This window comes from Streptomyces sp. NPDC088553, from assembly GCF_044752965.1.
Lineage (GTDB): Bacteria > Actinomycetota > Actinomycetes > Streptomycetales > Streptomycetaceae > Streptomyces.
Genome location: NZ_JBIVMG010000014.1, coordinates 99654 through 115640, shown reverse-complemented (window position 1 = coordinate 115640; position 15987 = coordinate 99654). Strand labels below are relative to the sequence as shown.

The following is a 15987-nucleotide window of genomic DNA, read 5'->3' as shown; positions in this document are numbered from 1 at the left end:
CGGTTAGCCTCCCCTTTCCACGGGAGGAACCCATTCATGCACGTCACACGCACGCGCGGCCGCCGTTTCGCGGCCGTCGCCGTCACTGTCACTCTTGCCGCCACGGGCGGCACGCTCACCGCGTCCCCGGCCACGGCGGCAGCCGTCGTCTCGGGCACCACGCAGGAGGCCGGTCCGACCGCCGTGCCGTTCCCGCGTGACGCGGACGTCGTCGGCGCGGGCCCGAGCGGCTTCCTGACGAAGACCCGGGGCGGTACGCCCGAGTTCCGCTGGACCCGGTACGCGGACGGTTCGTCGGTCGTCCTGCCCGGAGCCACCATCGCGGCCGCCGGCGGCTCGGACCTCGTCGTCACCGTCGACAATTCCGCCCCGGTCGCCGGCCGGGTGCTGCGGGTCTACGACCTGTCGACGCCCGCCACGGCTGTCCCCGCCCCGCAGGAGGTGGACCTCGAAGCACTCGGCCACGGCTACTTCTTCGAGGGCCTGGCCGGCGACACCCTGCTCCTCGGGAAGTACGAGGACGGCGGCTCCGTGAGGCAGTACGCCGCCACGCTCGACGGCGGCACGCCGAAGCCCAGATGGGTGGCCGGATCACCCGGACTCGACTGCTACCACGGCCGCGAGGGCTGGGTCACCACCGGTTCCGCGCTGTACGAGTGCCACCTCGAACAGACCGGGTCGGACGTCAAGGTCCTCGTCGATCTCGCCTCGGACTCGTCGCGCTGGTACTCCCAGACCAGGGACGAGTGGGCCCGCGACGGCGCCGTCTCCGGCACGCATGTGGCCTGGCGTGAAGCGCGGATGTCGGGAAGCCGCTCCGTCCGCGGGATCGTCGCGCACCGGATCGGCACGCCCGGAGAGGTGTGGCTCCCCTCGGACGATGCCCTGGAAGACCCCGTGTACCTCGTCGGCGGCTGGGTCGCATCCGGCCGGAAGGCCCACATCGACGCGTCGGGCGGCGCGGAGGCCGACACCGTACGGCCGTTCACCCTCCAGTCGATCGAGACCGGCGAGAAGTCCGTCCTCCTCACCGCGTTCTCCTCCGCCGTCGCCGGCCCCGGCGGCAGCCTCCTGGTGCGCGGTGGCACCCCCGAGCACGGCGAGGGCCTCTACCGGATCTCGCCGCGCGCCGACGGCGGCCGGCCGGACGTCGAACCGGTCGCGTCCACCGGGCAGTCGACCGTCGTCACCCTCACCGGCTCCACCACCCCGACCACGCTCACCGGCGACCAGGTCGGGCGCGGGGTCGACTTCGCCTGGGACCTGTCCCGGGGGGACAGCAAGGTGTGGCTGACGCTGACCCACGTGCCCAGCCGGCAGACGGTGCGCCAACGGTTGTCCGCCCCGTCCGGCGCCGCCCCCGGGATGCCGGGCCGGTTCACCTGGCACTGGGACGGAAAGGACCTGGAGGGCCGGGACTGGGGGAGCCCCGCCGCCAACGGCGCGTACGAGTGGGAGCTCACCGCCCGCCCGGACGACGGCATCGGCCCCGAGCTGGTCTCCACCGGCCGGTTCACCGTGACCCGCCCCGCCGCCCCGCACGACTACAACGACGACGGTACGGCCGACCTCCTCGTCCGGGACGCCGCCGACGGTGTGCTGTGGCGCTTCGGCACCCGGCCCGCCGCGCCGGGCGGATCCCTGACGGACACGGGCGCCTCGCGGATCGGCGGCGGCTGGGGGAGTTACGACCGGATCGAAAGCGCCGGGAACACCGCGGGCACCGCCGCCCCCGACGTCCTCGCCCGGGACACGACCGGCGTCCTCTGGCTCTACCAGGGCACCGGCGACCGGGCCGCGCCCCTCTCCGGCCGCACCCGGATCGGTGGCGGCTGGCAGACGTACGACCGGATCGCGGCCGGCAGCGACGTCACCGGCGACGGCCGTCCGGACGTTCTGGCCACGGACAAGTCCGGCGTCCTGTGGCTCTACCCGGGCACCGGGAACGCCGCCGGCCCCTTCTCCGCCCGCAAGGCGATGGGCGGCGGCTGGGGCGTCTACAACGAGATCGCGGCCGTGGGGAACCTCGCCGGCGGCCCGGCCGGTGACCTCCTCGCCCGCGACAGGGCCGGCGTCCTCTGGCTCTACCTCGGCAAGGGCGACGGCACCTTCGCCGCCCGCACCCGGGTCGGCACCGGCTGGGGTGCCTTCACCGGGCTCACCGCCGTCGGTGACGCCAACGGCGACGGACGCGCCGACCTCGTCGCCTGGAACGGCGACGAGACCTTCTACGCGGGTACGGGCGACTGGCGGGCGCCCTTCAAGCCGGGCGCCCGTGTGAGCCTGACCCAGGACTCGTCCTACGACGCCGCCTTCTAGCGCGAGCCTCGGGCACCGGCACCGGCTCCGGCTCCGGCACCGGCTCCGGCTCCGGCACCGGCACCGGCTCCGGCACCGGCTCCGGCCCCGGTGGTCGGGTGCGAGCGCGTCGACGAGCAACACCCCGGCCCCCGTCCGAGACCTCCGGACCGGGGCCGGGGCGTGTGTGGCACGATGCCGCGATGATCTCTTCCCGGCGCCTGCCGCCCGCCGTTCCCGCCGGCCGGCTGGCCGGCATGGAGCAACCCGTCCTCGGACTGCCCAGCGGGTGGGAGCTGCGTCCCTGGGAGTCCAGCGATGCCGGGGCCCTGCTGGCGGCCGGCCAGGACCAGGCGATCCGCCACTGGAACCGTCTGCTGCTGGACTCCCAGGAGGAGGCACGGCAGCGGATCGAGCGCATGCGCCGGCGGTGGCGGGACGAGCTCAGTGCGATCTGGGCCATCGCCCGGCCGGGCCGCGAGGCGGCGGGCATGATCGGCTGGGGCGACATCGACCTCGCGGGCGGCAGCGCCGAGATCGTCTACTGGCTGCTGCCGGAGGCGCGGGGCGGGGGCGTCGCCGTCGAGGCGACGGAGCGTGTCAACCGTTGGGCCCTGGACGAACTCGGCCTGCATCGCCTGCGGCTGACCCACTCGGTCGCCAACGCGGCCTCCTGCCGTGTGGCGGAGAAGGCGGGGTACTCCTTCGAAGGCACCATGCGCAGTGCCCTCCTGCACGCGGACGGATGGCACGACGAGCATCTGCACGCCCTGGTCCAGGGTGACATCTGACGACGCCGTCGACTCCCACCCGCCTCAGGCCTGTGCCCCTTCGGCCCGGTCGTCGCCCGTGACCTCCTTCAGGACCGGGAAGCGGCGCGGGGCGAGGGTCAGCAGCACCAGGAGGGCCAGGGCGGCCGCTCCCGCCGCGCCCACGAAGACGTAGTCCACCGCCGTGTCGACCGCCCGGCGCAGGTGGTCCATGGCCTCGGCCGTCAGGGAGCCGGGGGCGTCGAGCGCGCGGGCCAGGGTGTCCAGGTCGCCGCCGCCGAGGCGGGCGGCCAGGACGCCGTTCGCCACGGCGCCGAACAGGGCCGCGCCCACGCTCTGGCCGACCTGGCGGCAGAAGAGGACCGACGCGGTGGTCGTGCCCCTCTCCTCGTACGGGACGGTCGACTGCACCCCGACGATCAGCGGCAGCTGGAAGAGGCCGAGCGCCCCGCCCAGGAGCAGCATGATCAGCGCGGGCTGCCAGGGTTCCCCGGGGAACGGGAGGAACGGGAAGACCAGGAGCAGCAGCAGCGCAAGTGAGATGCCGATGACGGCGGTGAGGCGGAAGCCGATCCGGCCGTAGACCCGGTTCGAGAACGCCGCACTGATGGGCCAGCTCAGGGTCATCACCGAGAGGACGAACCCGGCCGCTATCGGCCCGAGTCCGAGGACGGACTGCGCGTACGTCGGCAGGAAGACCGTCGGCGCGACCATGAGCAGGCCCAGCGCGCCCAGCGCGAGGTTGACGGCGGAAATCGTGCGCCGGCGCCAGACCCAGCCGGGGATGATCGGTTCGGCCGCGCGCCGCTCCACGAGGACCGTGACCGCGCCGAGGACGGCCGCCCCGGCCAGGAGGCCGAGGGACGGGGCCGACAGCCAGGGCCAGGCGACGCCGCCCTGGACCAGGGCGGTCAGGAGCAGGGCTCCGGTGGCGAAGATGGCGAGCGCTCCCGCCCAGTCGATGCGTACGCGCGCGCGTGGCGTGGTGCGGTCCGGTTCCCTCAGGTGTCTGACGATCAGCCACAGCGCCACCGCCCCCACCGGCAGGTTGATCAGGAAGATCCAGCGCCAGTCCGCGTACCCCGCGAGGAGTCCGCCGGCCGCCGGGCCGGCGACCGAGGACGCGGCCCACACGGAGGAGAGCTTGGCCTGGATCTTGGGGCGTTCCCTCAGCGGGTACAGGTCGGCGGCGATGGTCTGGATCGTGCCCTGGAGCGCGCCGCCGCCGAGGCCCTGGACGACGCGGAAGGCGATGAGGGAGGCCATGTTCCAGGCGGCCGCGCACAGCAGGGACCCGATGAGGAAGAGGACGACCCCGGCGATCAGGACCGGCTTGCGGCCGAAGGTGTCGCTGAGCTTCCCGTACACCGGGAGGGTGACCGTCACGGCGAGCAGATAGCCGGAGAACAGCCAGGAGAAGACGGCGAGTCCGCCGAGGTCGCCGACGATCTGGGGGACGGCCGTGGACACGATGGTGCCGTCGATGGCGGCGAGCCCCATGCCGAGCATGAGGGCGGCCACTACGGGACCGCGGCGGGCTGTTGGGGTGGCCGACGACGCTGTCGCGGCCCCTTTCACGTACGGCTCCGTCACCGCGGCATTCCTTTCTTCGTACACCTAAATGATCGTGGTCAGGGTCCCACCCCGACCACGGGTGGAGAAACCCCTAGGGGCGTCTCCCCCATACGGGCCAGGGGCGCTTCGTCCCGGCGGAGGAGGAGAACTCGCCCTCGCGGTTCTTAACTTGAACTTACAAACCCACCCACTGCTCCACGCCACCGCTAGGAGAAAACCGTGACCACGGCTGTGACCATCCCCAGGCACGGGGGAGATGACGAAGGTGCGGCGCGTGGCGCCTCGTTGAGGGGTGGTGGTCGGGAGGCGGGTGGGAGTACGGCCGTCGCTGCGCGGGCGCGTCAGGTCGTCAAGGCGTACGGCTCCGGGGAGACCCGGGTCGTCGCGCTGGACTCCGTCGACGTCGACATCGCCCGCGGACAGTTCACCGCGATCATGGGACCCTCGGGTTCCGGCAAATCGACCCTGATGCACTGCCTCGCCGGGCTCGACACCGTCACCAGCGGCGAGATCTTCCTCGACGAGACCGAGATCACCCGGCTCAAGGACAAGAGGCTGACGCAGCTGCGCCGGGATCGGATCGGCTTCATCTTCCAGGCGTTCAACCTGTTGCCGACCCTGAGCGCCATCGAGAACATCACGCTGCCGATGGACATCGCCGGCCGCAAGCCCGACGCCGAGTGGCTGCGCCGGGTCGTCGACACCGTCGGTCTCTCCGAGCGGCTCAAGCACCGCCCGAACGAGCTCTCCGGCGGCCAGCAGCAGCGCGTGGCCGTGGCCCGCGCCCTCGCCGCCCGCCCCGAGATCATCTTCGGGGACGAGCCGACCGGAAACCTGGACTCGCGGGCTGGCGCCGAGGTCCTCGGCTTCCTCCGCACCTCGGTCGACGAACTGGGCCAGACGATCGTCATGGTGACCCACGACCCCGTCGCCGCCTCCTACGCGGACCGGGTCCTCTACCTCGCCGACGGACGGATCGTGGACGAGATGCTCCGGCCGACCGCCGACGCCGTCCTCGACCGCATGAAGGACTTCGATGCGCGCGGGCGGACGTCATGAGCGTCCTGAAGACCTCGCTGCGCAACTTCTTCGCGCACAAGGGACGCATGGCGCTCTCCGCCATCGCCGTCCTGCTGTCCGTCGCGTTCGTCAGCGGCACCCTCGTGTTCACCGACACCATGAACACGACGTTCGACAAGCTCTTCGCGTCGACCGCCTCCGACGTCACCGTCAGCCCCAAGGACACCGACCCCGGCGACGTGCCCCAGGGCGGCCGCCCCGAGGCCTTCCCGGCCTCGCTGGTCGAGCGGGTCCGCAGGACCGACGGCGTCCAGGCCGCGCAGGGCTCGGTCGTCTCCACCGGCGTCACCGTCGTCGACGCGAAGAACAAGAACGTCGGGCCCACCAGCGGCGCGCCGACCATCGCGGTCAACTGGAGCCCCAACGAGCTCCGTTCGGTGGAGATGGCCTCTGGACATGAGCCGCGCGGTCCCACCGAGGTGGTCGTCGACGGCGACACCGCCGAGAAGCACGGCCTGAAGCTCGGCGACGAACTGCGCACGATCTCCGTCGTGGGTGACTTCACCGCGAAGATCTCCGGCATCGTCGACTTCAAGGTCACCAATCCGGGCGCCACGGTCGTCTACTTCGAGACGCCCACCGCCCAGCGCGAACTCCTTGGCAAGGAAGGCCTGTTCACCCAGATCACGGCCGACGCCAGAACCGGGGTCAGCGACGACGCCCTCAAGGCGAACATCGCCGCCTCGATCGGCGGCGGCTACACGCTGCAGACCGCCGCCGAGGCGGCCGACGCGGGCCGCGAGGACGTCGCCGGCTTCCTCGACGTCATGAAGTACGCGATGCTCGGCTTCGCCGGAATCGCCTTCCTCGTCGGCATCTTCCTCATCGTCAACACCTTCTCGATGCTGGTCGCCCAGCGCACCCGCGAGATCGGCCTCATGCGGGCCATCGGCTCCAGCCGCAAGCAGGTGAACCGTTCCGTCCTCATCGAGGCGCTGCTCCTCGGCCTCTTCGGCTCCGTCGCCGGAGTCGGCGCGGGCGTCGGACTCGCCGTCGGACTGATGAAGCTCATGTCCTCGATCGGCATGGAGCTCTCCACCGACGACCTCACCGTCGCGTGGACGACCCCGGCCGTCGGTCTCGTCCTCGGCATCGTCGTCACCGTCCTCGCCGCCTACATCCCGGCCCGCCGCGCCGGGAAGATCTCCCCGATGGCCGCCCTCCGCGACGCGGGCACCCCCGCCGACGGCAGGGCCGGCCGGATCCGCGGCGGCATCGGTCTCGCCCTCACCGCGGCCGGAGCGGCCGCGCTCGTGGCGGCGGCCCGCGCCGAGGAGGCCGGCCCCGGCTCCCTCTGGCTCGGCCTCGGCGTCCTCTTCTCCCTCCTCGGCTTCGTCGTCGTCGGCCCGCTCCTCGCGGGTGCGGTCGTCCGCGCCCTCGGCGTCGTCGTCCTGCGGATCTTCGGCCCGGTCGGCCGGATGGCCGAGCGGAACGCGCTCCGCAACCCGCGCCGCACCGGCGCCACCGCCGCGGCCCTGATGATCGGGCTCGCGCTCGTCGCCGCCCTGTCGGTCGTCGGCTCCTCGATGGTGGCCTCGGCCACCGACGAGCTGGACCGGTCCGTCGGCGCCGACTTCATCGTGCGGTCCGGCACCGGGCAGCCGATCGTCCCGCAGGCCCAGGCGGCGTTGGAGAAGGCCCCGGGCCTCGACCACGTCACCGAGTACCGGTGGGTCGACGCCACCGTCACCGACCCGCGCGGAAAGACCACGACGGCCGACCTGGCCGCCACCGAACCGTCGTACGTGAAGGACCTGCGCCGGGAGACCACCGCGGGCACCCTCACCGACGCGTACGGCAAGGGCGCGATGTCGGTCGGCAGCGACTACGCCACCGAGCACGGGGTGAAGGTCGGCGACGTGCTGACCGTCGCGTTCAAGGGCGGCGAGAAGGCGAAGCTGAAGATCGCGGCGATCACCGCGGACACGGGGCAGGTCGACAAGGGGGCGATGTACATCAACGTCACCACCCTCGCCGAGTACGTCCCCGCCGACCGCATGCCGCAGAGCCTGCTCCTGCTCGCCGGCGCGAAGGACGGCCAGGAGACCGAGGCCTACCAGGCCCTCAAGGACGCGCTCGTGCCGTACCCGCAGTACAAGGTGAGCAACCAGGCCGACTACAAGGAACAGCTGCAGGACCAGGTCGGACAGCTGCTCAACATCGTGTACGGGCTCCTCGCCCTGGCGATCGTCGTCGCGATCCTGGGTGTCGTGAACACCCTGGCCCTGTCGGTCGTCGAGCGGACCCGGGAGATCGGCCTCATGCGGGCCATCGGCCTCTCCCGCCGCCAGCTGCGGCGCATGATCCGCCTGGAGTCGGTGGTGATCGCCCTGTTCGGCGCGCTGCTCGGCCTCGGTCTGGGCATGGGCTGGGGCACGGCGGCCCAGAAGCTCCTCGCGCTGGAGGGTCTCGGGGTGCTGGAGATCCCGTGGCCGACGATCCTGACGGTGTTCGTGGGAGCGGCGTTCGTGGGACTGTTCGCGGCCTTGGTCCCGGCGTTCAGGGCGGGCCGGATGAACGTCCTGAACGCGATCGCGAGCGAGTAGAAACCACCCGCCCCGACGCTGTGCCCCTCCGCACCGCTGGGCGGTACCCACCCGCCCGGTTCGTCCCCGGGTAGTGGCCCTTTCGCTCCACCGAGGCGGTGCCCACCCTCCCCCGGACTCCGTCCGGGGGACCCCCACGCCCCAGCGGGACGACTGCCCACACGGAGGTGGGCGAGGTGACGGGCGCAGCCCGCGCGGGGGTGGGGGAGAGGTGCGGTCATCCGCCCGCACGGGGGTGGGGCGGATGACCGCACGCCGGGGCGGGGCCCGGGGCCCCGCGCGGCTCGGGCTTCGGGGTGGGCGGGGTGCGTTGCGGGCGCGGGTGTCCGTGGCGCGTCGTAGGCTGGACACCCCGGCCCGTGCGACGTGTCGGGCTGTTCGCGTTGCCCGCCCCCGTCACCCCTCGGGATGGAAAGCTTCATGAGCCTGCACGGTCTGCTCGATGTCGTCGTCAAGGACGCGGCCCTCGCCGAGGCGGTGAAGGCCGCCGCCGACGGGAACCGCCCGCACGTGGACCTGGTCGGTCCCGCGGCCGCCCGGCCCTTCGCCGTCGCCGCGCTCGCCCGTGACTCGGGGCGGCCGGTGCTCGCGGTGACCGCGACCGGGCGGGAGGCCGAGGACCTCGCCGCCGCGCTGCGGTCCCTGCTCGACCCGGACACGGTCGTCGAGTACCCCTCCTGGGAGACCCTGCCGCACGAGCGGCTCTCGCCCCGCTCCGACACCGTCGGCCGCCGTCTCGCCGTACTGCGCCGACTCGCGCACCCGAGGGACGACGACCCGGCGGCCGGCCCGGTGAGCGTGGTCGTGGCTCCCATCCGCTCCGTGCTCCAGCCGCAGGTCAAGGGCCTCGGAGACCTGGAGCCGGTGGCGCTCAGAAGCGGTCAGACCGCTGATCTGAACGAGATCGTGGAGGGGCTCGCGGCCGCCGCGTACTCCCGGGTCGAGCTGGTCGAGAAGCGCGGCGAGTTCGCCGTGCGCGGCGGCATCCTGGACGTCTTCCCGCCGACCGAGGAGCACCCGCTCCGGATCGAGTTCTGGGGCGACGACGTCGAGGAGATCCGGTACTTCAAGGTCGCCGACCAGCGGTCCCTGGAAGTGGCCGAGCACGGGCTCTGGGCGCCGCCCTGCCGCGAGCTGCTGCTCACCGCGGACGTACGGGAGCGGGCGGCGGCGCTCGCCGAGGAGCACCCGGAGCTGGGCGAGCTCCTCAACAAGATCGCGGAGGGGATCGCGGTCGAGGGCATGGAGTCCCTCGCGCCGGTCCTCGTCGACGACATGGAGTTGCTGCTCGACGTCCTGCCGAAGGGCGCCATGGCCGTGGTCTGCGACCCGGAGCGGGTGCGGACCCGGGCCTCGGACCTCGTCGCCACGAGCCAGGAGTTCCTCCAGGCGTCCTGGGCGGCCACGGCCGGCGGCGGCGAGGCCCCGATCGACGTCGGCGCGGCCTCCCTGTGGGGGATCGCGGACGTCCGGGACCGGGCGCGCGAGCTGGGGATGTCCTGGTGGTCGGTGTCGCCGTTCGCGGCGGACGCGACGGCCGAGGGCGCCGACGGGGACACCCTCGCGCTCGGCATGCACGCCCCCGAGTCGTACCGCGGCGACACCGCACGCGCGCTCGCCGACACCAAGGGCTGGCTGGCCGACGGCTGGCGCACGGTCTACGTCACGGAGGCCCACGGCCCCGCGACCCGTACGGTCGAGGTCCTCGGCGGCGAGGGCATCGCGGCCCGCCTCGACGCGGACCTGACGGAGATCTCCCCGTCGGTCGTGCACGTGTCGACCGGCTCCCTCGACCACGGCTTCGTCGACGCGGCCCTCAAGCTCGCCGTCCTCACCGAGACCGACCTGTCCGGCCAGAAGGCGGCCGGCAAGGACGGCCAGCGGATGCCGGCCAAGCGCCGCAAGACCATCGACCCGCTGACCCTGGAGGTCGGCGACTACATCGTGCACGAGCAGCACGGTGTCGGCCGGTACGTGGAGATGGTCCAGCGGACCGTGCAGGGCGCGACCCGCGAGTACCTCCTCGTCGAGTACGCCCCCGCCAAGCGCGGCCAGCCCGGCGACCGGCTGTACATCCCGACGGACCAGCTGGAGCAGGTCACCAAGTACGTGGGCGGCGAGGCGCCGACCCTGCACCGGCTCGGCGGCGCGGACTGGACGAAGACGAAGGCGCGCGCGAAGAAGGCCGTCAAGGAGATCGCGGCCGACCTCATCAAGCTGTACTCGGCGCGGATGGCGGCCCCCGGGCACGCGTTCGCCCCGGACACCCCGTGGCAGCGCGAGCTGGAGGACGCCTTCCCGTACGCGGAGACGCCCGACCAGCTGTCCACCATCGCCGAGGTGAAGGAGGACATGGAGAAGACCGTCCCCATGGACCGTCTGATCTGCGGCGACGTGGGCTACGGCAAGACGGAGATCGCGGTACGGGCCGCCTTCAAGGCGGTGCAGGACGGCAAGCAGGTCGCGGTCCTCGTCCCGACGACGCTGCTCGTGCAGCAGCACTTCGGGACCTTCTCCGAGCGGTACTCCCAGTTCCCGGTGAAGGTGCGGGCGTTGTCCCGTTTCCAGACCGACACCGAGTCCAAGGCGACCCTGGAGGGGCTGCGCGACGGCTCCGTCGACATCGTCATCGGCACCCACCGTCTCTTCTCCTCGGAGACCAAGTTCAAGGACCTCGGTCTGGTCATCGTCGACGAGGAGCAGCGCTTCGGCGTCGAGCACAAGGAGCAGCTGAAGAAGCTCCGTGCCAACGTCGACGTGCTGACCATGTCGGCCACGCCCATCCCCCGTACGCTCGAAATGGCGGTCACCGGCATCCGCGAGATGTCGACGATCACCACCCCGCCGGAGGAGCGCCACCCGGTCCTCACCTTCGTCGGCCCGTACGAGGAGAAGCAGATCGGCGCCGCGATCCGGCGTGAACTCCTGCGCGAGGGGCAGGTCTTCTACATCCACAACCGGGTCGACTCGATCGACCGGGCGGCGGCGCGGCTGCGCGAGATCGTCCCCGAGGCGCGGATCGCGACGGCCCACGGCCAGATGTCCGAGTCGGCCCTTGAGCAGGTCGTCGTCGACTTCTGGGAGAAGAAGTTCGACGTCCTCGTCTCGACGACCATCGTCGAGTCGGGCATCGACATCTCCAACGCCAACACCCTGATCGTCGAGCGCGGCGACAACTTCGGCCTCTCGCAGCTCCACCAGCTGCGCGGCCGCGTCGGCCGTGGCCGGGAGCGCGGCTACGCGTACTTCCTGTACCCGCCGGAGAAGCCGCTGACCGAGACCGCGCACGAGCGGCTCGCGACGATCGCCCAGCACACCGAGATGGGCGCGGGCATGTACGTGGCGATGAAGGACCTGGAGATCCGCGGCGCGGGCAATCTGCTCGGCGGCGAGCAGTCCGGCCACATCGCGGGCGTCGGCTTCGACCTGTACGTCCGGATGGTCGGCGAGGCGGTCGCGGACTACCGGGCGCAGATGGAGGGCGGGGTGGAGGAGGAGGCCCCGCTGGAGGTCAAGATCGAGCTGCCGGTCGACGCCCACATGCCGCACGACTACGCGCCGGGCGAGCGGCTCCGCCTCCAGGCCTACCGCTCGATCGCCTCGGCGAACTCGGAGGAGGACATCCGGGCGGTCCGCGAGGAACTCATCGACCGCTACGGCAAGTTGCCGGAGCCGGTCGAGAACCTCCTCCTGGTGGCGGGCCTGCGCATGCTGGCGCGCGCGTGCGGCGTCGGCGAGATCGTCCTGCAGGGTCCGAACATCCGCTTCGCCCCGGTGGAACTGCGCGAGTCGCAGGAGCTCCGCCTGAAGCGGCTCTATCCGCGGACCGTCATCAAGCCGGCCGTCCACCAGATCCTGGTACCGCGCCCGACGTCGGGCAAGATCGGCGGGAAGCCGGTGGTGGGCCGTGAACTGCTGGCGTGGACCGGGGAGTTCCTGACGACGATCCTGGGGTCGTAGCGGACACGGGCCGGGGTGTGCGGGCGGGGTGCGTGGCCGGGGCGCGCGGGCCGGTCGCCGCGCACCCCGGCCGGTGACTACAGCTCGTCGAGGTCCAGTGCCCCGGCCATCGCGCGGTAGCCCGCGTCGTTCGGGTGGAGGGCGTCGCCGGAGTCGTACGCCGGGAGGATGCGGTCCGGGTCCGTCGGGTCGGCGACCGCCCGGTCGAGGTCGACGATCGCGTCGTACGCGCCCGAGGTGCGGACCCAGGCGTTGAAGGCGTCGCGCTTGGCCTCGTTGGCCGGGGTGTCGTAGAAGGAGCCCTTGACCGGGGTGAGGGTCGCGCCGATCACCTTCAGGCCCTTGGCGTGGGCCTGGCGGATCAGGGTGCGGTGGCCCTTGATCAGTTCGGTCACGGAGACGTCGGGGGTGGGCGCGGCGGGGAAGTTCACCGTGCTGCCGCCGATGTCGTTGATGCCTTCGAGGAGGATGACCGTGCGGACGCCCCGCTCGTTCAGGACGTCGTGGCGGAAGCGGGTCAGGGCCTTCTCGCCGGCCCAGGTCGTGTCGTTGACGACCTGGTTGCCCGCGATCCCGTGGTTGAGGACGGCGCGCGGGCTGCCCGCGGCGGCCAGGCGCTCGGCGAGCTCGTCCGGGTAGCGGTTGTCCGCGTCCGTCGCGGAGCCCACGCCGTCGGTGATCGAGTCGCCGAAGGTGACGATGCCGTCGTGGCGGGCGGTGTCACGGCCACCGGTGACCTCGACGCCGGTCAGGAAGTACGAGGCCGTGCTCGTCTCCGTGAAGGCGGCGCCGGACAGGTCCGCGCGGTGGTCGCCGGCGGCCCGGTAGGTGGTCGATCCGGCGAACTGGTGGAAGGTGGCGGGGCCGGTCTCGCCCGCCAGGTAGAGGGTGACGGTCAGCGTCTCGAAGGCCTTGACCGGGAACGGCGCGCCGTCGCTGAGGAGGGTCCCGCCGACCGGGACCGTGGCCGACGCGCGGCCGTCGAAGCGCAGGGTGCGTACCGAACCGGCCCGCACCGCGCCGCCCTCGGCCGTACGGGCGACGGTCGCGCCGGTGACGCGCAGCGGGGTCGTGCCGTACCGGTTGCTCAGCTCGATCCGGGCCCGGGTGCCGGAGGCGCTGACGCGGACGGTCTGCCGCACGGTGTGGTTGTCGAAGCCCTGCTGCGACCAGTTGGGGCCGAGTGGTGCGCTCGGCGCCTGCGGGGACGTGGCCCAGGCGCCGCGCCAGGGCGATCCGGATCCCGAGTGGTCGGGGGCGGCGAGGGCGGTGGGAGCTAAGGCGATGGTCGCCGTGGTGAGCAGGGCTGTGGCGGTGCGACGGAGGGTGTTCGTGGTTCTCATGTTCTCCGTCAATTGCTGACCGACGCGGGCTATTCCCGCTTCCCCTCATCCTCCGGCGGGAGTTGGCCGGTGAAGAGCAGGCCGGTGAGGGAGCGGAAGTACTCCTCGGGGGCGCGGTCGCCCAGTGCCCCCGTCACGTTGTGGGTGAGGAGCAGCGTCGCGAAACCGTGGGCGAGCGACCAGGCCGCGATGCCGGCGGTACGGGGATCGGGGACGTCCGTCAGGTCGGCGACGCCGGCGCGGAGTTCGGCGGAGGCGCGTTCCTTGGCGGCGAGCAGGTCCGGGTCGTCGGCGCGCAGCAGGTCCGGCTGGAACATGACCTGGAAGTGGGCGGGGTGCTCGACCGCGAACCGCACGTACCGAACCCCGCGTTCGCGCAGTTCGGGCGCGGCGGCGAGGGCCTCGGCGAGGAGTCCGTACCCCTCGGTCGCGAGGGCGGTGAGGAGTCCGGTGCGGTCCTTGAAGTGGTGGGCGGGTGCGGCGTGCGAGACGCCGGCGCGGCGCGCGAGGTCGCGCAGGCTGAGCGCCCCTGGTCCGTCGGCGGCGATGACGTCGAGGGCGGCGTCGAGGACGGCCTGCCGCAGGCCGCCGTGGTGGTAGGAGCTCCGGCTGGTAGGCGTCATGGGAGGAGCCTAGCCCCCATCTAGGCATTGACAAGTTCGGGGGCGCGGAGCACTGTCTAGTCAGTGACTAGATGCTGAGCGAGTGAAGAGGAGCCCGCCGTGGAATCCGGCCGCGTACGTCAGATGTGGCACCTGCTCGAACCCCTGCACGCCCTGCTCTACTACGCCCCCGAGGCCTTCGACGAGGCGGCCGCCCTCGGCTACGACACCTCCGAGCGCTGGCCCTCCTACTTCGCCTGGCGCGCCGCCCCCCTCGGCCCCGCCGGTCCGGACCGGGTGGCGGGCACCTTCTACAGCTTCAGCCCCGCGATGATCGCCCGGTACGTCCCCGCCGCCTGGCAGACCGCCGCCCCGGCCGACGTCCTCGCCGCGCGGCTCCGGGCCATTGACCGCACCTACCGGGCCGTCCTGGGCGAGGAACTCCTCGCGAGCCCCGGACTCGCCGAGGCCGCCGCGCTCGCCCGCACCGCCGCCGACGGCGCGGCGGCGGCCGCCGAGCCCGCCGTCTCCCGCCCGCTCGCCGCCGCCAACGCCGCCCTGCCCCGGCCCGAGGCCCCGCACCTGGTCCTCTGGCAGTCCGCCACGGTCCTCCGCGAGCACCGGGGCGACGGTCACCTCGAAGCCCTGGCCGAAGCGGGACTCGACCCGGTCGAGTCGCTCGTCTCCTTCGCGGCGATCGGCGCCGCACCGGAGCCCGTCTTCGAAAGCCGCGGCTGGAGCGGCGAGGAATGGGCGGCGGCGCGCACCCGCCTCACCGCCCGCGGCCTCCTGACCGCCGACGGGGGCGCCACCGAGGCGGGCCGCGCCCTGCGCGCCGAGGTCGAGCGGCGTACGGACGAACTCGCCGCCGCCCCCTGGGTCGCCCTCGGCCCGGACGGCACCGCCCGTCTCGCGGAGTTGCTCGGCGGTCCCTGGCTGGCGGCGATCGGCTCCGGCCTGCTGCCCTCGGAGAACACCCTGGGCATCGGCAAGATCTGACGGGTCGAGGGGCCGACGGGACCGCGCCTCCCGGCGGGACCACCCCCTAGAATTCCCGGATGCTTGCAGAGCGGACGATTCGAACGACCCTGGCCGCCTCGGCGCTTGCCGTCGCCACGCTCCTCGCCACCGCCTGCTCACCCGGAGCCGACGAGAGCCCGGGCACCGGCGGCGGCGGGGGCGGCAAGCCCGCCGCGCGGGGGACCGCACTCGCCGCCGTGGAGACGCTCACCGTGAAGGGGCGGGCGCCGAAGACCGGTTACGAGCGGGAGAAGTTCGGGCGGGCCTGGGTGGACGTCGACGGCAACGGCTGCGGCACCCGGGACGACATACTCAAGCGCGACCTGACCGGCGTCCGGTTCACCGACGGCCGCTGCAAGGTCGCCTCCGGCACCCTCACCGACGACCCGTACACCGGGACCACCGTCCCCTTCGTCCGCGGGCGCAGCAAGGTCGACATCGACCATGTCGTCGCGCTCTCCGACGCCTGGCAGAAGGGCGCGGGGACGTGGGACGCGGAGACCCGGCGCCGGTTCGCCAACGACCCGCTCAACCTGCTCGCCGTCGACGCCTCCACCAACCGCCGCAAGTCCGACGGCGACGCGGCGACCTGGCTGCCGCCGAACAAGGCGTACCGCTGCACGTACGTGGCGCGGCAGATCGCCGTGAAGAAGAAGTACGGCGTGTGGGTGACGGGGGGCGAGCGGGACGCCATGAAGCGTGTCCTCGCCGGCTGCCCGCAGCAGAAACTTCCGTAGCGCTCCCCGCGGAGGGGAAAACCTCTTGGTGCGGGGAAAAATGATCTTTACTCTGC

At 72.6% G+C, this 15987-nt stretch carries 10 protein-coding genes; 7 read left to right on the top strand and 3 right to left on the bottom strand.

The annotated features are described in order from the left end of the window. Positions 1–36 precede the first annotated feature (36 nt). Together ACIP8Z_RS34755 and ACIP8Z_RS34750 are read left to right on the top strand one after the other, a co-directional pair. Complete coding sequence (locus tag ACIP8Z_RS34755; RefSeq protein WP_402090540.1) at positions 37–2319, top strand: FG-GAP repeat domain-containing protein; 2283 nt, start codon at positions 37–39, stop codon at positions 2317–2319. A gap of 182 nt (positions 2320–2501) precedes the next feature. Continuing rightward, positions 2502–3089 carry a GNAT family N-acetyltransferase gene (locus ACIP8Z_RS34750; protein ID WP_402090538.1) on the top strand — a complete coding sequence of 196 codons (588 nt, stop codon included), beginning with the start codon at positions 2502–2504 and terminating at the stop codon, positions 3087–3089. Positions 3090–3113: 24 nt separating this feature from the next. Here the strand turns inward: ACIP8Z_RS34750 and ACIP8Z_RS34745 are convergent, their stop codons facing one another. Further along, positions 3114–4661 carry an MFS transporter gene (locus ACIP8Z_RS34745; protein WP_402090536.1) on the bottom strand — a complete coding sequence of 516 codons (1548 nt, stop codon included), beginning with the start codon at positions 4659–4661 and terminating at the stop codon, positions 3114–3116. A gap of 201 nt (positions 4662–4862) precedes the next feature. On the opposite strand from ACIP8Z_RS34745, the gene ACIP8Z_RS34740 reads away from it, so the two are divergent. The 3 genes from ACIP8Z_RS34740 (at position 4863) to mfd (ending at position 12229) form a co-directional block, all read left to right on the top strand. Beyond that, the gene (locus ACIP8Z_RS34740) at positions 4863–5702 is read left to right on the top strand and encodes an ABC transporter ATP-binding protein (RefSeq protein WP_402090534.1); all 840 of its coding nucleotides are present in this window, start codon (positions 4863–4865) and stop codon (positions 5700–5702) included. After that, positions 5699–8269, top strand: coding sequence for an ABC transporter permease (locus tag ACIP8Z_RS34735; protein ID WP_402090532.1), 2571 nt, complete (start codon positions 5699–5701; stop codon positions 8267–8269). Before ACIP8Z_RS34740 ends, ACIP8Z_RS34735 begins: the two co-directional genes overlap by 4 nt. A gap of 420 nt (positions 8270–8689) precedes the next feature. Next, on the top strand, positions 8690–12229 hold the full coding sequence (gene mfd, locus ACIP8Z_RS34730; RefSeq protein ID WP_402090530.1) for a transcription-repair coupling factor: 3540 nt from the start codon (positions 8690–8692) through the stop codon (positions 12227–12229). Between the two features lie 77 nt (positions 12230–12306). Here the strand turns inward: mfd and ACIP8Z_RS34725 are convergent, their stop codons facing one another. Then, positions 12307–13572: an SGNH/GDSL hydrolase family protein gene (locus ACIP8Z_RS34725; protein ID WP_402090528.1), complete on the bottom strand. Its 1266-nt coding sequence runs from the start codon at positions 13570–13572 to the stop codon at positions 12307–12309. Positions 13573–13601: 29 nt separating this feature from the next. Beyond that, the gene (locus tag ACIP8Z_RS34720; RefSeq protein ID WP_402090526.1) at positions 13602–14195 is read right to left on the bottom strand and encodes a TetR/AcrR family transcriptional regulator; all 594 of its coding nucleotides are present in this window, start codon (positions 14193–14195) and stop codon (positions 13602–13604) included. A gap of 123 nt (positions 14196–14318) precedes the next feature. Between ACIP8Z_RS34720 and ACIP8Z_RS34715 the strand changes: the two genes are divergently transcribed. Together ACIP8Z_RS34715 and ACIP8Z_RS34710 are read left to right on the top strand one after the other, a co-directional pair. Then, a complete protein-coding gene (locus ACIP8Z_RS34715) occupies positions 14319–15173 on the top strand; it encodes a hypothetical protein (protein ID WP_402090660.1) in 855 nt (284 codons plus the stop codon). 59 nt (positions 15174–15232) lie between these two features. Further along, complete coding sequence (locus tag ACIP8Z_RS34710) at positions 15233–15931, top strand: HNH endonuclease family protein (RefSeq protein ID WP_402090524.1); 699 nt, start codon at positions 15233–15235, stop codon at positions 15929–15931. The last annotated feature ends 56 nt before the right edge of the window (positions 15932–15987 follow it).